This is a genomic window from Cellulomonas sp. ICMP 17802 (assembly GCF_041295535.1).
Lineage (GTDB): Bacteria > Actinomycetota > Actinomycetes > Actinomycetales > Cellulomonadaceae > Cellulomonas.
In genome coordinates this window covers 1-17,800 of record NZ_JBGFQZ010000007.1, presented here as the reverse complement: position 1 = coordinate 17,800, position 17,800 = coordinate 1, and the positions used below count along the sequence as shown (strand labels likewise).

Genomic DNA, 17,800 nt, shown 5'->3' with positions numbered 1-17,800 from the left:
TCAGATCCGGAGCGACGCGCCGAGCGCGTCCATGAGCTCGCCGGTGCCGTGCTCGCGCTCGGCGCCGGTGTCGTGGCCGTCGAGGTGCACGCCCTGCTCGGTCCACGTGACGTGGGTGCCGTCGGGGGCGTCCTCGAGGGTGATCGTGCTGATCGACGTGGAGATGTGGGCGTCGTCGAGCCACATGTCGTAGGTGGCGACCAGGCGCTCGCCGTCGACGACGTCGGTGTACGTGGAGCGGTACCGGTAGGCGGGACCGCCCGGGATCGAGCCGGCGGTCACCTGGTGGCCGCCCACCCGGACGTCGTCGGAGAACTCGGCGACGCCCTCGCCGCCGAACCAGCGCCGCTTGGCGTCGGCGTCGGCGAACGCCGCCCACACCCGGGCGCGGTGGGCGGGATAGGTGCGCTCGAGCTGGAACGTGCTGTGCACCTGGGTGCGCTGCGTGGTGCTGGTCATGTCTCGTCCTCTCCTGTGGTCGCGAGGAAGTCGCCGAGCCGGTCGAGCCGGCGCTCGGCGGGCAGGCGCTGTCGGCCCATCCACTCCCCCGCGCCCGTCAGGGCGTCGGTCGCGAGCTGGACCGTGCGGACCCGGCCGATCTTGTGCGAGGTGACGATGCCCGCGTCCTCGAGCACCGCGAGGTGCTGGTGGACGGCCGGCAGGGACATCGCGAACGGTGCGGCGAGCGTGCTGACGGAGACCGGACCGCGCACCAGGCGTTCGACCATCGCGCGGCGGCTCGCGTCCGACAGGGCCTTGAAGACCTTGTCGAGCTCGCCACTGTTAAGCATGTGCTTAAGTATTGCCGCGCGCGGCGAGAAGTCAAGAGCGGACGGGGACGGTCAGTCGGTCGTGCTGACGACGCGCGCGCCGGCGACGGGGCCCGAGGCGGTGAGCACGCGGTCCGCGACGCCCGACGCGGTGAACGCGGCGGCGAGCACCAGTGCGTGCTGGCGGCTGCGCCCGAGGGCGGCGACGGTGGGACCCGAGCCGGACACCACGACGCCGAGCGCTCCCGCGTCCTGGGCGACCGCGAGGGGCTCGGCCAGCCCGGGGTCGAGCTCGAGCGCGGCCATCTGCAGGTCGTTGTGCAGCGCGGCGCCGAGCGCCCGGGGATCCCCCGCGCGCAAGGCCTGCATGAGCGGCACGTCGTCCTCCTGGTCGGGGACGACGGCGGAGCCGTGCAGCTCGTCGAACGCCTGGTACACCGCGGCGGTCGACAGCCCGCGGTCCTGCACGGCGAACGCCCAGTGGAACTCCCCGCGGCTCAGCGCGGGCGTGAGCAGGTGGCCCCGGCCGGAGCCGACGGCGGTGTGGCCGGCCAGCACGAACGGCACGTCCGAGCCCAGCTCGGCGGCGAGCTCCAGCAGGTCGTCCCGGCTCAGACCGGTGCGCCAGAGGGCGTCGCACGCCACGAGCGCCGCGGCGGCGTCGGCCGACCCGCCGGCCATCCCGCCCGCGACGGGCACGCCCTTGAGGACGTGCAGGTGCACGCCGTCGTCGATCCCCGCCCGGTCCGCCAGCAGCGCGGCGGCCCGCAGCGCCAGGTTGGACCCGTCCGTCGGCACGAGCTCCGCCTGCGGTCCGCTGACCGTGAGCACACGGTCGTCTGCCGGGGTGGCGACGACCTCCTCGAACACCGAGACCGCCTGGAACACGGTGGAGACGGCGTGGTACCCGTCCGGTTCGCGCGGACCCACCCGCAGCGACAGGTTGACCTTGCCGGGCGCGCGGACCTTGACCTCGTGCTCGGGCAGCGGGGCCACGGGAGTCAGCGTCACGGCTCCACTGTGCCAGGTCGTCCGGCGACCGGCCCGAGGTGCTCCGCGATGCGCGCGAAGCCCCCGATGTCCACCCGCTCGCCCCGAGCCTGCGGGTCCACGCCGGCCGCCAGGAGGGCCGCGACGGCCGCGTCCGGCGAGCCGGCGAGCGTGGCCAGCGCGGACCGGAGCATCTTGCGGCGCTGGGCGAAGGCGGCGTCGACCACCGCGAACACCGCCTCGCGCGGCGCGACCGTGGTGGGCGGCTCGCGCCGGTCGAACCGCACGAGCGCCGAGTCGACGTTCGGGGCCGGCCAGAACACCGAGCGCCCGACGGTGGCCGTCCGGCGGGCCGACGCGTACCACGCGGCCTTCGCCGAGGGCACGCCGTACGTGCGGCTGCCGGGGGGCGCCGCGAGCCGGTCGGCCACCTCGGCCTGGACCATGACGAGCACCCGCTCGAGCGAGCCGAACCGCTCGAGGAACGTGAGCAGCACCGGCACGGAGACGTTGTAGGGCAGGTTGGCGACGAGCGCGACGGGCGGCGGCCCGGGCAGCTCGTGCACGTCGAGGGCGTCGGACAAGACGATGGTCAGGCGGTCCCGGCCCGCGTCGTCGCGGAGCACCACGGGCTCGTCGTCGGCGCCCGCGACCACGGTCAGGCCGGGGACGTGCCGCGCGACCGTGGTGGGCAGCAGCCGGGCGAGCGTGGGGTCGATCTCCACGGCGACGACGTCGGCCCCGGCCTCCAGCAGGCCGAGGGTCAGCGAGCCGAGACCCGGCCCCACCTCGACCACGCGGTCGCCCTCGGCGACGTCGGCCTGCCGCACGATCTTGCGCACCGTGCCCCCGTCGAGCACGAAGTTCTGGCCCAGCTGCTTGGTCGGGCGCACGCCCGCGCGCTCCGCCAGCTCGCGGATCTCCGCGGGCCCGAGCAGCGTGGTGGCGGTCGACATGCGCACGAGCCTAGGCGAGCGCGGCAGAACCCCCGCCCGGGAGGCCCGGACGGGGGTTCTGCGTGGTCAGCCGGAGATCAGCTGAAGAGGTTCTTCCCGCAGACGGGCCACTGGCCGGCGCCCGAGCGGTTGTAGAGCATCTTCGCGCGAGCGGTCTGCTCGTCGGGCGACGCCTGCGACGGGAGACCCGAGCCGCCGACGCCCGCCCAGGTGCCCAGCGAGAACTGGTAGAGGCCGTAGTACTTGCCGCTGGCGGAGACCGAGGCGGGGTTGCCGCCCGACTCGCAGCGGGCCAGGGCCGCCCAGTTGAGCGAGTCGGCGCTGCCACCCGCGGTGACCGGCGTGCCGGTGGCGGCCGCGACCGGCGCCGCCTTCGGCTTCACCACGACCGGGCGCGCCTTGGTGCCGACGCTCAGCACCTCGTCCACGGGCGCCTGCGTGACGGCGTCGGACAGCGTGACGCGGCCCGACTCGACGCCGTCGACCGTGGTGACGCGCTCGACGACCGTGCGGACGCCGGGGACGCCCGCGGTCAGGGTGCGCTTCTGGTCGGTGTAGCGCGACGCGTCCTGCTGCGTGCTCGACGCGAACGGGACCGCCGCGGTGGAGGTGACGTCCTGCATGGTGACGCGGTTGACGATCACCTGGACGCGACCGGCGTCGTTGCGGACCACCGAGACGCGGTCGAGCGGGTTCAGCGTGACGCCGAGCTCGCCGAGCACCTGGGCGACGCGGGCGTCGGCGTCGACGACCGGCAGGGTCTGCCCGTCGACGACCACATCGGCCGCACCGTGCAGCGCGAGGTCGAGCGAGAGCTCGGGGCGGCCACCGGCGGCGGACCGCGAGGCGACCAGCGCGACGGACTGGCCGCGCGCCGCGAGGGAGTCGAGCGCCTCGTCGGCGGACAGGGCGGTGGTCCAGACGGACTGCTCCTGGCCGTCGACGGTCACCGCGACCTGGTGCGCGTGACGCACCACGATCTCGGCGCCCTCGCCCAGGGAGCCGTCCTGGCTCACGACGTCGCGCGCGCCGACGACGACGCCCTGGTCGTCGAGGAGCCCGTCGACCGAGCCCGCGAACGTGCTGAGCTGCGAGACGTTGCCGTCCACGTCGAGCGTCACGGTCTTCTGCGCGTGGGCGAAGGCCGCGGACCCGCCCGCGAGGACGAGGGCCGCTGCGGCGGCGGTGATGGGGAGGATGCGTGCCCGACCGGACCGGTGGTCCTTCGTGCGGGGCTCGTCCGTGCTGTCGGGCTCGGACGCGGCGCGGGATCGCGCGAAAGGTCCAGGGATGAGGGTCGAGAACTGCACGGGGCTCCAGCCGTCGAGGTGCCCGGGCACGGGGTGCGGTGCGCGCCGCATGTGCGACACCCGGCGGAGAACCCCGGAGGGAGGTTCGGCGGACACCCGGAGGGGGGTGTCACCCGTCGGTACCGGATCCCCGATCCGGCCGTCACGGCGGCCCACGCGAGCGGGCGCCGACGCCCCGTGGGCCGTTCGTCAGCACAGATGGTCTGACGTCCAGATCGCGAGGCGTCACCGACCGTAACCGGATCGTGACCCAAACGCCAGCGCGCCTACCGCGTGATGCGGTACATCCGTGCGTCGTCGGGCCGCGATCTCGGGCGTCGCCCCACGTCAGGCGGCGTGAGCGCCGTCACAGGGTCAATTCGCTCGCAAGGGGTGAATCAGTACCAACCCTTGGCCTCGTGCTGCGCCCACGCGCCGCACGGGTTGCCGTAGCGGCCGCCGATGTAGTTCAGGCCCCAGGTGATCTGCGTGGCGGGGTTGGTCTGCCAGTCGGCGCCGACCGTCGCCATCTTCGAGCCCGGCAGCGCCTGCGGGATGCCGTAGGCGCCGGAGGACTTGTTGGCCGCGTTGACGCGCCAGCCGCTCTCCTGGTTCCACAGCGAGAGCAGGCACGCGAACTGGTCGTCGCCCCAGCCCCGGGCGGCCGCCATCTCCTTGCCCAGCGCCTGCGCGGTGCCCGGCTCGACCGCGACGACGGACGGGTCCGGCAGCTCGGCGGTGCCGACCTTGGTGACCTGCGTGACCGGCGGGACCGTGACCACCGAGGCGATCGGCGTGCGACCGACGACGACGCCGCCGACGACCTCCAGCTGGTAGGTCGTCGTGCGGACGCCGGCCTTGCCCTTGGTGGTGATGACCGAGTTGCCCTTGACCATCCCGGGGTCCTCGACCTCCTGGGACTCGAACGGCATCGCCTCGGTCACCGTCTCGCCGCCGGTGCTGGCCCGGGTCACCAGGACCACGAGGCCGTCGACCGCCGTGGCGTCGAGCGGGACGGAGACCTGGTCGCCGTCGTCGAGCACGAGGCCGATGTCCCGCAGCGCGTCGCGGACCGTCGCGGCGCTGCTCAGGCCGTCGATCACCTGGCCGTCGACCACCAGGTGGATCGTCTTGAGCGTCGAGACCCGCAGCATGTCGCGGCCGAGCTCCGCGGACCGGGACGCCGACAGCCGCACCTCGTCGTCGCGCAGCCCGAGCCCGTCGACCGCCTCGCCCACCGTCAGCGCCGTGGTCCACACCGCGCGCTGCGACCCGTCGACCTCGACAGCGAGCTCGCGACCGTGCCGCACGACGATCTGGCCGGAGCGCGCGATCGGCTGGTCCAGCCCGGGGGCCACCAGGTCGCGGTCACCCACCTCGATGCCGCCGCTCGCGAGCATGTCCCCGACCGTGCGCCCGAAGGCCTCGACCTGGACCGACGAGCCGTCGACGTCGACGGTGACCGTCTTGTGCAGGACCGCGAAGGCGCTGGTCGCGGCCGCCACGACGGCGAGCACGGCGGCCTGGGCCACCACGCGAACGGCACGTCGACCACGGAGTCCGCGACGCTGCGTCGCACGCTCCTGGTCGGGCTTCACGCGGTGGTTCCTCTCGGCCGGTGGTCGGGTCCGGCGCACGGACACGTGTCCAGATCGCGGCGAACGAGTCCGACCGTAACCGATCCGTGACCGACGCGGGTAGTCGAGGTCCGCCCTCCGGGACCACGGTCACCCGTGTGTCCGGCGACAGACCGGGACATACCCCTCACCACGTGCCGTAGACGGTCTCCGCCGTCGCCGACAGCCCGCGGCAGACCTCCGCCAGGTCCCGCCCGGTCACCTCCGCGACCGTGCGGACCGTGCCCGGCAGCAGGTACGGCGCGTTCGGGCGCCCGCGGAACGGGTGGACGGTCAGGTACGGGGCGTCCGTCTCGACCAGCAGCAGGCTCGGGGGCACCTCGCGGAGCGCCGCGCGGAGCTCGTCGTTCGGGCCGAACGACACCGGGCCGGCGAACGAGAGGTACCAGCCGTGCGCGACCGCGAGCCGGGCCAGCTCGGCGTCTCCCGAGAAGCAGTGGAACACCGTGCGGTCGGGGGCGCCGTCGGCCAGCAGCACCTCGACCACCTCGTCGTGGGCGTCGCGGTCGTGGATCTGCAGCGCGAGGCCCAGCTCCTTGGCCAGCGCGATGTGCGCGCGGAACGCCTCCCGCTGGACCTCGCGGCCGCGGGGGCCGGCGCGGAAGTGGTCCAGGCCGGTCTCGCCGATGGCGCGGATGCGGGGGTTGGCGCGCGCGGTCCGCTCCACCACGCCGATCGCCTCCGCGAGCCCCACCTCGTACGGCGCCTCCGGGTCGAGCCCGTCGGGGGCCGCTTCGACGACGCCCGCGTGGCGCACCGCCTCGTTCGGGTGGACGGCCACGGCGCCGAGCAGCTGCGGGTGCGCACGGACGGCCGCGTCGGTCCAGGCGATGGCGTCGAGGTCGCAGCCCACCTGGACCATCCGGGTCACGCCGACGGAGGCGGCGCGCTCGAGGTGCGCGGCGAGGTCGGGCGTCCGGCCGTCGACGTCCCACCCGTCGGCCTGCCAGGGCAGCACGGTGTCGAAGTGGGTGTGGTTGTCGACGACCGCGTCCGGCAGCGGCTCGGGGGGCGCGGGCCAGCTGCGATCCTTGGTCCTCGCCATCAGGCCTGGCGCAGCCGCTCGAGCTCCTCCTCGACGATCGAGTCGTCGAGCTTGGTGAACACCGGCACCGGCTTGGCGATCGGCGTGCCTGGGACGAGGGGGTTCGACTGCCACGGCGCGACCGTGCGGCCGAGCTCGTAGTCCCCCGTGATCACCGGGTAGTGGCGGGAGTCGTCGTCCAGGTCCGTGACCTCGTCGATCCGGGGCAGCGGCGAGAACGTGCCGGTGCCGCCCAGCACCTCGTGCACCTTCTGCGCCGAGTGCGGCAGGAACGGGGCCAGCAGCGTGTTGGCGTCGCTCACCGCCTGCGCGGCCGTGTGCAGCACCGTGCCCAGGCGGTCGCGGTCGCCCGTGAGCTTCCACGGCTCGGTCTCCGAGATGTAGCGGTTGGCCTCCTGGACCACGCGCATCGCCTCGCCGATCGCCGCCTTGTTGCGGTGCCCGCCCAGCAGCTCGCCGACCTTGCCGAACCCCGCCGCCGTCGTCGCGAGCAGGCCCTGGTCCACGGGCAGCAGCTCGCCGGGCGTCGGCACCTCGCCGAAGTTCTTGTGGATCAGGCTCGCGGTGCGGTTGACCAGGTTGCCCCAGCCCGCCACGAGCTCGGTGTTGGTGCGCGTCTTGAAGTCCGCCCACGTGAAGTCGGAGTCCTGGTTCTCCGGGCCGGCCACCGACAGGAAGTAGCGCAGCGCGTCGGGCTGGTAGCGCGAGAGCAGGTCGCGCACGTAGATGACCACGCCGCGCGACGAGCTGAACTGCTTGCCCTCCATGGTGAGGAACTCGCTGGACACCACCTCGGTCGGCAGGTTGAGCGTGCCGAACTCGCCCGGCGCGCCGCCCTTGGTCCCGCGGCCGTCGTACGCGAGCAGCTCCGCCGGCCAGATCTGCGAGTGGAACGTGATGTTGTCCTTGCCCATGAAGTAGTAGCTCAGGGCCTCGGGGTCGTTCCAGAACGGGCGCCACGCGTCGGGGTCGCCGCTGCGGCGCGCCCACTCGATCGACGCCGACAGGTACCCGATCACCGCGTCGAACCACACGTACAGGCGCTTGTTCGGGTTGTCCTCCCACCCGGGCAGCGGGACCGGGATGCCCCAGTCGATGTCGCGCGTCATGGCCCGCGGGCGCAGGTCGTCGATGAGGTTGAGCGAGAAGTTCAGGACATTCGGGCGCCAGCCCTCGCGGGTCCGCAGCCATGCCTCGAGCGCGCTCGCGAACGCCGGCAGGTCGAGGAAGAAGTGGTTCGACTCCACGAACTTGGGCGTCTCGCCGTTGATCCGGCTGTGCGGGTTGATGAGGTCGATGGCGTCCAGCTGGTTGCCGCAGTTGTCGCACTGGTCGCCGCGCGCGCCGTCGTACCCGCAGATCGGGCAGGTGCCCTCGACGTACCGGTCGGGCAGCGTGCGCCCGGTGCTCGGCGAGATGGCGCCCATGGTCGACTGCTCGATCATGTAGCCGTTCTTGTGCACCGTGCGGAACATCTCCTGCACGACCGCGTAGTGGTTGCGCGTCGTGGTCCGCGTGAACAGGTCGTAGCTCAGCCCGAGGTTGGTCAGGTCCTCGACGATCACGCGGTTGTAGCGGTCGGCCAGCTCCTGCGGGCTCACGCCCTCCTGCTCCGCCAGCACCAGGATCGGGGTCCCGTGCTCGTCGGTGCCCGAGACCATCAGCACCTCGTTGCCCGCCATCCGCATGTAGCGGCTGAAGATGTCCGACGGGACACCGAAGCCGGCGACGTGACCGATGTGGCGGGGGCCGTTCGCGTAGGGCCACGCGACGGCCGAGAGGATGCGAGACATGCGGCCGATCCTAGGTGAGCGCGCCGGCCGGTCGCGGGGGCGTCCGTCGCGGAGCGACCGGTCAGCCGACCTCGACGCGCAGGATCCGGTCGTCCCGCGGGCCGGGGTCGCCGCGGCCGTCGGGTCGGGCGGTCGCACCCTGCCGCACTCGATGCCGGCGCTCTCCGCGTCGTCCGTGGCCCCCACCGCGCCCGAGGCTGGTGCGCTCCGCGAGGAACCTTCTCGCGGCGTCGGCGTCGCACCCTGCCGCTCTGGGTGACCGTGGGCGCCGTGGTGCTCGGTAGCCGCAACTCCGGACTCTCTCGTCACCAGTGCGGCAGCGTCGGACGCGGCGGCGATCCCCGGTCATCGCCGTGACATGCCGACTGCGGCGCGAACGACGGCGACGAGGCGCGCGACGTCGTGCAGGACGTCCTGCGCGGTGAAACGAAGGACGACGTACCCCTGCAGCGCGAGTTCGCGGTCCCGGCGCCGGTCCTCACGGAACTCGACCGGCCCGGAGTGGTATGCGAAACCGTCGAGCTCCACGACGACTCGTCCCGCGACGACGAGGTCGACCTCACCGACCATCGGGACCACCACGGCGACCTCGACCGGGAGCCCGGCCGCCCGGAGCGCGAGTCGCGCGAGCGTCTCGATGGGCGACCTGCTCCGCCCGTCGGCCCTCGCCAGCACCACTCGCGCACCGACGGGTGCCGTGGCACCGAGCGAGTCAGCGATGGCCGCGGTCGTCACCAGCCTCCTCTGGACTCCGCTGTCGATCGACACGACCGCGTGGTCCGGCGGGCAGCACAGCAGCATCCGCGCCAGCGCCGTCGCCAGCGGAACGACCGTGGCACCCGGCGAACGTCGCTCGCCGGGAACGAGCTCGCGATGGATGACGCACGGGAACGCGTCTCGCACGGTCGACCGCACCACGCCCCGATCTCTCGGCGCCGCGAGGTGGGGGTGTTCAGGTCGGACGACGACGGCGACGCCGGCGAGCGCGACAGCGGAGACGCAGGCGACCAGCGCTCCGTGCGCGGCGGCTGCGACGAGCGCGTCCGGCGCGCCCTCGATGCAGTAGACCCCGCGTCCCACCCGCGCGACCGCCCCGTCGTCGACGGCTCGCCGCAGGGCATCGACGTCCCCGCGCCGTCGTACGAGCTCGCTCCGTCGGGCCGCCCCGCCGAGCGCGGCGAGCCGCTGAGAGATCGCATCGGGCACCCGCGCATCCGACTACCGCACCGTCACCCGAGAGAACCGACCGCGCGATGCTGTGGAGAAGGCAGCGCCGCGCAGGGGCTGTGGGCGGCCGGTCCTGCGGCGGGCAGCGGGCGCCCGGCCGGTTCGCCCCGTTCGAGGCTGCCGCAGTTGGTGCTCGTGGGACGGGTGCGCCCCCGATCCGTCGACGGCGGCACCGCAGGTCACTAGTGCGGCAGGGTCCGACGCCGATCGGTGGGAACCGGAGGCGGACCGGTTGACGACCGCCGATCCCCGCGTCCGAGGCTGCCGCACGTGGTGCTCGTGGGACGGGTGCGCCCCCGATCCGGCGACGGCTGCACCACACGTCACCAGTGCGGCAGGGAGCGACGGGTCAGCCGACCTCGACGCGCAGGATCCGGTCGTCGCGCGGGCCCGGGTCGCCGCGGCCGTCGGTGTTGCCGGTGACCACCCACAGCGACCCATCCGGAGCCACCCCGACCGCCCGCAGCCGTCCGTACTCCCCGACCAGCAGCGCCTCGGGCGTCCCGACCCCCGTGGCGGTCAGCGGGACGCGCCAGAGCCGCTCGCCGCGCAGCGCGGCCAGGTAGACGCCCTCGTCGGTGACCGCCAGCCCGCTGGGCGACGCGTCGTCCGTGGCCCAGGTCGCGACGGGCGCCACGAAGTCCGGGTCGTCGGAGGGGCCCTCGATCGTGGGCCAGCCGTAGTTGCCGCCGGGCACGATGACGTTGAGCTCGTCCCAGGTGTCCTGGCCGAACTCGGAGGCGAACATGCGCCCGTCCGACGACCAGCCGAGGCCCTGCACGTTGCGGTGGCCCAGGCTCCACACGGGCGATCCCGGGAACGGGTTGCCCGGCGCCGGGTCGCCGTCGGCCGTGATGCGCAGGATCTTGCCGTTGAGGCTGTCGGGGTCCTGCGCGGACGGCCGGTCGCCGGCGTCGCCGGTGGTCACGTACAGGTAGCCGTCGGGGCCGACCGCCAGCCGGCCGCCGTCGTGGTTGCCCGCCTTGTGGATGCCCGTGAGGATCGGGTGCAGCTCGCCCAGGGTCGACCCGTCGAGCGTGCCGCGCAGCACACGGTTGTCGTCGGCGGCCGTCGCGTACAGCGCCAGGTCCACCGAGCTCCCCGACGACCCGAGCACCGCCACGCCGAGCAGGCCGCCCTCGCCGGCGGGGACCACGAGGGACGCCAGCTGGTCGGCGCCCGGCCCGGTCACGGTGGTCGCGGCACCGTCGGGGCCGACGAGGATCAGGCCGGCGGCCCCGCGCAGCGTGACCACCGCCTCGCCGTCCGGCAGGAACGCGAGCCCCCACGGCACGTCGAGGTCACCGATGATCTCCTCGACGTCCGTCACCTGGACGCTCGGCGGGCCGCTGGGCGGCGCGACCGACACCGCGGACGTGGGCGACGGCGCGCTCGACGGCAGGGGGCCCGGGCCGGCGTCGTCGGGACCACAGGCCGCGAGCGCGACGACCAGCACGCTCGCCGCGACGCTCCTGCCCAGCCAGCCCATGCTCCAGCCGACCACGGCCGGCGCGGGCCTGCACGCCGGGGCCGGACCGGACGGCGAGGATCACCCGTCAGCGCGTCTTGGCCGCCAGCGCCGCCGCGTACAGGTCGCGCTTGGGCACGCCCGCCGCCGCCGCCACCTCGGCGACCGCGTCCTTCAGGCGCTCGCCGCCGTCCGCGCGGGACAGCACCTCGGCCACCAGGTCGGCGGTGGACAGCTCGACCGCCTTCACGGCCCCGCCCACCACGACGACGATCTCCCCGCGCACCTGGTCCGCCGACGCCCACGCGACCAGCTCGGCGAGCGGGCCGCGCACGATCTCCTCGTAGGTCTTGGTCAGCTCGCGGCAGACCGCGGCCGGGCGGTCCGCGCCGAACGCGTCGGCCATCGCGGCGAGCGTGTCGTCGAGCCGGTGCGGCGCCTCGAAGAACACCATCGTGCGGCGCTCGTCGGCCAGCAGCTCGAGGGCCCGCGCCCGCTCGCCCGGCTTGCGCGGCGGGAAGCCCTCGAAGCAGAACCGGTCGGTGGGCAGGCCCGAGAGCGCGAGCGCGGTGAGCACGGCGCTCGGACCGGGCGCGGACGTGACGGGCAGCCCGGCGGCGACCGCCGCGGTGACCACGCGGAACCCGGGGTCGGAGACGGCGGGCATGCCGGCGTCGGTGACGACGACGACCGTGCCGCCGCCCGCGACGACCTCGAGCAGGTCCGCGGACCGCTCGGCCTCGTTGTGCTCGTGGTGGCTGACCACGCGTCCGCCGATCTCGACCCCGAGGCGCGCCGCCAGGGCCCGCAGCCGTCGGGTGTCCTCGGCGGCCACGACGTCGGCCTCGGCGAGCAGCCGGCGCAGGTGCGCCGAGGCGTCCTCGGTGTTGCCGATCGGCGTCGCGGCCAGCACGAGGCGGCCCGGGGTCTGCTCGGTGGGACTCACGCGGTCAGCCTGCCACCTCCCACCGGCCCTCTCCCGCCGCACAGTCCTCGCCCCTACGATGACCGCGTGCCGCCCACCGGACCCGACGACGCCGCGACCCTGACCGACCGTCAGGGCGGCGCCACCGCCTCCCCCGGCCCCGAGCTGCCGACGCCGCACGAGGAGCCCGCGGACGACCTCGCGACGAGCCTCGTGGACAGCCCCGTCCGCGACGTCGAGGGGCCCGAGGAGTCGCACCGCGGCCGGTTCCTGCGGCGGCTGCTCGGCGACGACACGCTCGCGCTCGACCGCGACCCCCGCGCGCGCCTCACCGGGTGGCTGTGGGCGCTCGGGGTGACCGTGCTCGCCGGGCTCCTGCGGTTCTGGGACCTGGGCCGGCCGCACCGCCTCGTGTTCGACGAGACGTACTACGTCAAGGACGCCTACTCGCTGCTGGTCAACGGCTTCGAGGCGCAGTGGGGCGACAACCCGAACCCGGCGTTCGAGGCGGGCGACACCAGCGGCCTGACCCACGTCGGCGAGTACGTGGTGCACCCGCAGGTGGGCAAGTGGCTGATCGCGCTGGGCATGCACGTCGGGGGCGGCGTGGGCAGCTCGGCGGCGTGGCGGCTGTCGGCCGCGGTCTGCGGCACGCTCGCCGTGCTGATGGTCGCGCGCATCGGCCGGCGGCTGTTCGCGTCGACCGCGCTCGGCACCGTGGCCGGCCTGCTGATGGCGGTCGACGGCGAGGCGATCGTCATGTCCCGCATCAGCCTGCTCGACCCCTTCCTCATGTTCTTCCTGCTCGCGGCGTTCGGGGCGCTCCTGCTGGACCGCGACCAGGCCCGACGACGGCTGGCCGACCGGGCGGCGGCCGTGCTCGACGCGGGCGGCGACCTGGGCGACGGCCCGCGGCTCGGGGTCCGCTGGTGGCGGCTCGCGGCGGCCGTGCTGCTCGGGCTCGCGCTGGGCACCAAGTGGTCCGCGATGTACTTCCTGGCGGTGTTCGGGCTGCTCAGCGTGGCCTGGGACCTCACGGCCCGGCGCGCGATCGGCGTCCGTCACTGGTGGCGCGCCGGGATCCTCAAGGACGGTATCGTCGCCGGGGTCGCCATGGTCGGCATCGCGGTGGTCGTCTACGTCGGCAGCTGGTGGTCGTGGTTCCTGCACCGCGAGTCCTACGGCCGGCTCTGGGCCGAGCAGAACCCGGACCTCGGCGTGCAGTGGCTGCCGCCGGTGCTGCGGTCGTTCTGGAAGTACCACCAGGACATGTGGGCGTTCCACAACGGGCTCGAGACGCCGCACTCCTACGCGGCGCACCCGATCGGCTGGATCGTGCAGTGGCGCCCGACGTCGTTCTTCTACCCCACCGAGATCTCCGGGCTCACGGGTCAGGCGGCCCACGACGCGTGCGGCGCCCCCAGCTGCTCGCAGGCCATCGTCGCCCTCGGCAACCCCGTGCTCTGGTGGTGCGCGGCGGCGGCGATCATCGTGGCGGTCGTCTGGCTGTTCCGGTTCCGCGACTGGCGCGCCGCCGCGGTGCTGTCCGGCATCGTCGCCGGGTGGCTGCCCTGGTTCGCCTACGCGCACCGCACGATCTTCACGTTCTACTCGATCGCGTTCACGCCCTGGGTCGTGCTCACGCTGGTCTACGTCATGGGCCTGGTGGTCGGCCCGAAGGACCTCGACCCGCGCGGCAGGCGCTGGGCGATCATCGGCTGCGGGCTGCTGGTCGGCCTGATCCTGCTGGTCAGCGCGTTCTTCTACCCCGTGTGGACCGGCTGGGTGGTGCCGTACAACTTCTGGCACGCCCACATGTGGCTGCGCACCTGGGTCTAGCGGGTCCAGTCCACCTGCGGGCTCGGGTACCAGGCCAGGCCCAGGCGGTCCCACAGCGCTGCGTGCTGGGAGATCCGCCCGCGGAAGCCGTCCCAGTCGCGGCGCTCGGGCGACGACCACGCCACCTCGGCGACGGCCGCGAGCCGTGGCAGCAGCATCTGCAGGAGCTCGGGCAGGTTGCGCAGGGTCTCGGTCCACAGGGCCGCCTCGACCCCGATGACGGACGCGGCGGGCACGCCCTCGATCAGGGTGCTGGGCTCCCAGTCGTAGGCGTCGCGCAGCTCGATGTGCCCGGCCCACTCGAGGCCCAGCTCGGTGCTCGCGTCGTACTTCATGTCGAGGTACGCCTTGGAGCCCGGCGACATCAGCAGGAGCGCACCGGCCTGGGCGGCTTCCACGAACGGCGCCGGGTCCACGCGGGTGTCCCAGTACTGCACGACGGTGCCGGGCTCGAGCGGGGTGTGCGCGATCTCCTGCCACCCGACCACCTTCTTGCCCGCCGCGCGCACCGCCGCCGACGCGGCGGCGACGAAGGTGGCGTACTCGTCGGCCTCCATCGTCAGCACCTCGTCGCCCCCGATGTGGACGTACTCGCCCGGGGTCATCGCGGCGACGTCGGCGAACACGTCGGTGAGGAACGGGCCGGTGGCGGGCAGGTCCGCGTGCAGGCGGCTGAAGCCCACCTCGATCCCCGTGTACGCCTCCGTCGGCTCACCCGACGGTGTCAGCTCGCCGTAGGCGTGCGTGGCGGCGTTGACGTGGCCGGGCACGTCGACCTCGGGCACCACGCGGACGCCGCGCACGGCGCCGTAGGCCACGATGTCGGCGAAGTCCTCGGGCGAGTAGAACCCGCCCGGGTCGCCGCCGACGGACGTGCTGCTGGACAGCCGGGTGAGCAGCGGCCGCGACGGCACGTGCAGCCGCCAGCCCTGGTCGTCGGTGAGGTGCAGGTGCAGCACGTTGAGCTTGTAGTGGGACATCAGGCCGATGACGACCTTGAGGTCGGGCACGGTGACGAAGTGCCGGGCGACGTCGATCGACAGCCCCCGCCAGGCGTACCGCGGCCAGTCCTCGATGCGCACGGCCGGCACGCGGAGCACCCCGCCGGGCGCCGTGACGATCAGCTGGCGCAGGGTGACGATCGCGCGCACGAGCCCGGCGGGCGTCCGGGCCTCGAGGTCGACGCGCCCGTTGCGCGCGACCACGCGGTAGGCCTCGTCGCCGGCCGGCAGGGACTCGACGAGCCGCAGCCGCACGATGTCGGAGACCCCGGCCTCGGCGTAGCGCACCTCGACGGCGCGTCCGCTCACGCGGCCGAGCAGGTCCGCCGCCAGCACGGCGATGCCGATGAGGTCCGGGCGTCCGTCCACCACGACGGTGGTGGCATCGGTGAACAGGAAGGGCGCGTCCCCGGTGCGGTCGAGCACGGCGGGCTGGGGGACGACGGCGATCACGTCGGGCACGAAGCTCCTCGGCGAGGCGGGACGGCGGCGGAGACGGTCCGGGCGAGCCGGTCCAGGCCAGACGCTACTCGACGTGCGCGGCCAACCGGCGCGCCAGCACCGCGCACGTCGCCAGCTGCAGCTGGTGGAAGACGATCACGGGCAGCGCGACGCTCGCGGCGAGCGCCGGGGTGAAGAGCACCGCGGCCATCGGCAGCCCCGTGGCCAGGCTCTTCTTGGACCCGCACATCAGCAGCGCGACGCGGTCGCCGCGGGCCAGCCCCAGCCGCCCGCCACCCGTCCAGGTGAGCGCGAGCATGGTCGCCAGCATCGCCGCGCAGACCACCACCAGCACCACCACCACGACCCACGTGACGTGCGCCCACGCCCCGGAGACCGTCGCCGAGCTCACGGACGTGTACGCCACGAGCGCGATCGCGCCGCGGTCGGTCACGCGCGTGAGGCGGGCATGCGCGCGCACCCAGGTGCCGATCCACCGCTGGAGCACCTGCCCGGCCGCGAACGGCAGCAGCAGCTGGAGCAGGATGCCCGCCGGGTTGCCGATGCCGCCCGTGGTGCGCGCGAGCAGCAGGCCGACCAGCACCGGCGTGAGCACGATGCCGACGAGGTTGGAGATCGTCGCGCCCGTGATCGCCCCGGCGACGTTGCCGCGCGCGATCGACGTGAACACCACCGAGGCCTGCACCGTCGACGGCAGCAACGAGAGGTACAGCAGGCCGGTCTTGAGCTCCGGCGAGACCACGGCGTCGGGCAGCAGCTGGACCAGCAGGCCGAGCACCGGGAACGCGACGTAGGTGGCCGCGAGCATCGAGCCCTGCAGCCGCCAGTTGCGCAGCCCGGCCCAGATCTCGTCCGTGGCCATGCGCGCGCCGTAGAGGAAGAACAGCAGCACGATCGCCGCCGTCCGCAAAACGGCCAGCACCTCGGCGGCCGTGCCGCGCGCGGGGACCAGCAGCCCCAGCAGCAGCGCGGAGAGGATCAGGACGACCAGCGGGTCGACCCATCCGCGGACCCGCGAGGCCAGTCCGGCGGTGGGCGCGACCGAGAGCACGGCGACAGTCTGTCACCGCGCTCGGCGCGCGGATCCGGAGGATCCCCCCTAGATTCAGCCGTCGTACCCGAACGAACCCCTCGAAGTCAAGGAGTTCCCATGACCCCCGAAGGCATCATCTCCGCCATCATCATCGGCGCCGTGATCGGCATCCTCGGCCGGCTCCTGGTCCGTGGGCGGCAGCGCATCTCGATCCTGCTCACCATCGTGATCGGCATCGTGGCCGCGCTGATCGGCACCTACCTGGCCAGCCTCGTCGGCGTGCAGGACACCCCGGGCGTGGACTGGATCGAGCTGCTGTTCCAGGTCGTGCTCGCCGCGATCGGTGTCGCGGCCGTCTCGGGCTCGCGCGGACGCCGCCGCAGCCTGCTCTGACCGCCCGTACGACGACGAAGGCGGCCTCCCGGATGGGGGGCCGCCTTCGTGTGCGGGTGGAGCTGAGGGGATTCGAACCCCTGACCTTCTCATTGCGAACGAGACGCGCTACCAACTGCGCCACAGCCCCGCGAGCGGCCTAAAGACTAACACCAGCGGCCGCCGGATCGCGAAATCGAGGGGTCACTCCCCCGCCGCGCGGCGCTTGGCCAGGACCGCGTTGAGGTCGAGGCTGCCGGTGGTCTCCACGGGCGCCTCGAGCGGGGCGCGCTCGGTGTCGGCGGGGGCCTCGACCTCGGCCGTGCGAGCGGCCGTCGAGCCCTCGAGGTTCTCCAGCGGGGCCGGCTCGCGGCGGGGTGCCGACGCCTTCATCGTGTAGGTCGGGCGCGGGACCGGGACCGGCGACCAGGCCTCGTCCTCGGACTCCTCGCCGGGCGCCGAGCGCTCCGCCACCGACCGACGGACCACGGGGACCTGCCCGGTCGACGCGTGCCGCGCCGGGCCGTCGGACTCGCCCTTGTCCTCGACGATGCGCGCGAAGACCTCGGTGCTGGCGTCCGACGGATGGACGGCGCGGCCGGTGACGAAGGCCAGGGGCGCCTCGGGCGTGGCGACGGCGGGTGTCGCGGAGGAGGGAGCGGGCTTCGCGGTGGGAGCCGGGGTTGCGGCGCGCGAGGCGGTGGCCACCGCCCGCATCGCACCCGTGCGCGGCCCGGAGGCCACGCGGCGCTCGTCGGCGATCTTCTGCTCCCACGCCTGGTCGGCCTCCCGTCCGGCGAGCACGGCGCGCCGGCCGAGCACGAGGACGGAGCCGAGCAGGACGGTCGGGACGGCGCCGGCCGCCCACGTGACCAGCGGGCTCAGCCCGACGGCCGCCCAGCCGACCACGGTCGCGGCGACCAGCAGCCCGGCCAGGTGGCGCGGGGACCGGTGCACGTGAGCGACCCGCGGCGGTTCGACGTCCCCGTGACC

15 protein-coding genes, 1 tRNA gene and 1 pseudogene are annotated in these 17,800 nt (G+C 74.0%); 2 read left to right on the top strand and 15 right to left on the bottom strand.

The window, feature by feature from the left end; translation table 11 throughout:
• The 11 genes from AB5970_RS08400 to rsmI form a co-directional block, all read right to left on the bottom strand.
• A complete protein-coding gene (locus AB5970_RS08400) occupies positions 1-459 on the bottom strand; it encodes an SRPBCC domain-containing protein (protein ID WP_370503477.1) in 459 nt (152 codons plus the stop codon).
• Positions 456-791 (bottom strand): ArsR/SmtB family transcription factor, encoded by a 336-nt coding sequence (locus tag AB5970_RS08395; protein WP_370503476.1) that lies wholly within the window; start codon positions 789-791, stop codon positions 456-458. The genes AB5970_RS08400 and AB5970_RS08395 overlap by 4 nt, the downstream gene beginning before the upstream one ends.
• Positions 792-842: 51 nt before the next feature.
• A complete protein-coding gene (locus AB5970_RS08390; protein ID WP_370503475.1) occupies positions 843-1,781 on the bottom strand; it encodes a 4-(cytidine 5'-diphospho)-2-C-methyl-D-erythritol kinase in 939 nt (312 codons plus the stop codon).
• A complete protein-coding gene (gene rsmA / locus AB5970_RS08385) occupies positions 1,778-2,716 on the bottom strand; it encodes a 16S rRNA (adenine(1518)-N(6)/adenine(1519)-N(6))-dimethyltransferase RsmA (protein ID WP_370503474.1) in 939 nt (312 codons plus the stop codon). The genes AB5970_RS08390 and rsmA overlap by 4 nt, the downstream gene beginning before the upstream one ends.
• A gap of 77 nt (positions 2,717-2,793) precedes the next feature.
• Entirely contained in the window at positions 2,794-4,077 is a 1,284-nt protein-coding gene (locus AB5970_RS08380) for a ubiquitin-like domain-containing protein (protein ID WP_370503473.1), read from the bottom strand.
• 326 nt (positions 4,078-4,403) lie between these two features.
• A complete protein-coding gene (locus AB5970_RS08375; RefSeq protein ID WP_370503472.1) occupies positions 4,404-5,537 on the bottom strand; it encodes a ubiquitin-like domain-containing protein in 1,134 nt (377 codons plus the stop codon).
• Positions 5,538-5,769: 232 nt separating this feature from the next.
• Positions 5,770-6,687, bottom strand: a complete 918-nt coding sequence (locus tag AB5970_RS08370; protein WP_370503471.1) for a TatD family hydrolase — start codon at positions 6,685-6,687, stop codon at positions 5,770-5,772.
• Positions 6,687-8,480 (bottom strand): methionine--tRNA ligase, encoded by a 1,794-nt coding sequence (gene metG, locus AB5970_RS08365; protein ID WP_370503470.1) that lies wholly within the window; start codon positions 8,478-8,480, stop codon positions 6,687-6,689. Before metG ends, AB5970_RS08370 begins: the two co-directional genes overlap by 1 nt.
• 345 nt (positions 8,481-8,825) lie before the next feature.
• On the bottom strand, positions 8,826-9,686 hold the full coding sequence (locus AB5970_RS08360) for a DUF559 domain-containing protein (RefSeq protein ID WP_370503469.1): 861 nt from the start codon (positions 9,684-9,686) through the stop codon (positions 8,826-8,828).
• A 370-nt stretch (positions 9,687-10,056) separates the two neighbouring features.
• Positions 10,057-11,211 carry a PQQ-dependent sugar dehydrogenase gene (locus AB5970_RS08355; RefSeq protein WP_370503468.1) on the bottom strand — a complete coding sequence of 385 codons (1,155 nt, stop codon included), beginning with the start codon at positions 11,209-11,211 and terminating at the stop codon, positions 10,057-10,059.
• 52 nt (positions 11,212-11,263) lie between these two features.
• Complete coding sequence (gene rsmI, locus AB5970_RS08350) at positions 11,264-12,121, bottom strand: 16S rRNA (cytidine(1402)-2'-O)-methyltransferase (RefSeq protein WP_370503467.1); 858 nt, start codon at positions 12,119-12,121, stop codon at positions 11,264-11,266.
• A gap of 66 nt (positions 12,122-12,187) precedes the next feature.
• Between rsmI and AB5970_RS08345 the strand changes: the two genes are divergently transcribed.
• Positions 12,188-13,939, top strand: a complete 1,752-nt coding sequence (locus AB5970_RS08345) for a dolichyl-phosphate-mannose--protein mannosyltransferase (RefSeq protein ID WP_370503466.1) — start codon at positions 12,188-12,190, stop codon at positions 13,937-13,939.
• Here the strand turns inward: AB5970_RS08345 and AB5970_RS08340 are convergent.
• Both AB5970_RS08340 and AB5970_RS08335 read right to left on the bottom strand, forming a co-directional pair.
• Positions 13,936-15,402 (bottom strand): family 20 glycosylhydrolase, encoded by a 1,467-nt coding sequence (locus AB5970_RS08340; protein ID WP_370503465.1) that lies wholly within the window; start codon positions 15,400-15,402, stop codon positions 13,936-13,938. The genes AB5970_RS08345 and AB5970_RS08340 overlap by 4 nt on opposite strands.
• Positions 15,403-15,466: 64 nt before the next feature.
• On the bottom strand, positions 15,467-16,453 hold the full coding sequence (locus AB5970_RS08335) for a bile acid:sodium symporter family protein (protein ID WP_370503464.1): 987 nt from the start codon (positions 16,451-16,453) through the stop codon (positions 15,467-15,469).
• Positions 16,454-16,552: 99 nt separating this feature from the next.
• Here AB5970_RS08335 and AB5970_RS08330 point away from each other — a divergent pair, with 99 nt between their 5' ends.
• Positions 16,553-16,828: a GlsB/YeaQ/YmgE family stress response membrane protein gene (locus AB5970_RS08330; RefSeq protein ID WP_370503463.1), complete on the top strand. Its 276-nt coding sequence runs from the start codon at positions 16,553-16,555 to the stop codon at positions 16,826-16,828.
• A 57-nt stretch (positions 16,829-16,885) separates the two neighbouring features.
• Here AB5970_RS08330 and AB5970_RS08325 read toward each other — a convergent pair.
• Positions 16,886-16,958, bottom strand: a tRNA-Ala gene (locus AB5970_RS08325).
• Between the two features lie 53 nt (positions 16,959-17,011).
• A pseudogene (locus AB5970_RS08320) lies at positions 17,012-17,800 on the bottom strand (hypothetical protein); the annotation flags it as partial.

Bases quoted from the DNA above. Each gene is read 5' to 3' on its own strand.
- AB5970_RS08400 (WP_370503477.1), bottom strand. From the start codon at position 459: ATGACCAGCACCACGCAGCGCACCCAGGTGCACAGCACGTTCCAGCTC.
- AB5970_RS08395 (WP_370503476.1), bottom strand. From the start codon at position 791: ATGCTTAACAGTGGCGAGCTCGACAAGGTCTTCAAGGCCCTGTCGGAC.
- rsmA (WP_370503474.1), bottom strand. From the start codon at position 2,716: ATGTCGACCGCCACCACGCTGCTCGGGCCCGCGGAGATCCGCGAGCTG.
- AB5970_RS08380 (WP_370503473.1), bottom strand. From the start codon at position 4,077: ATGCGGCGCGCACCGCACCCCGTGCCCGGGCACCTCGACGGCTGGAGC.
- AB5970_RS08370 (WP_370503471.1), bottom strand. From the start codon at position 6,687: ATGGCGAGGACCAAGGATCGCAGCTGGCCCGCGCCCCCCGAGCCGCTG.
- metG (WP_370503470.1), bottom strand. From the start codon at position 8,480: ATGTCTCGCATCCTCTCGGCCGTCGCGTGGCCCTACGCGAACGGCCCC.
- AB5970_RS08330 (WP_370503463.1), top strand. From the start codon at position 16,553: ATGACCCCCGAAGGCATCATCTCCGCCATCATCATCGGCGCCGTGATC.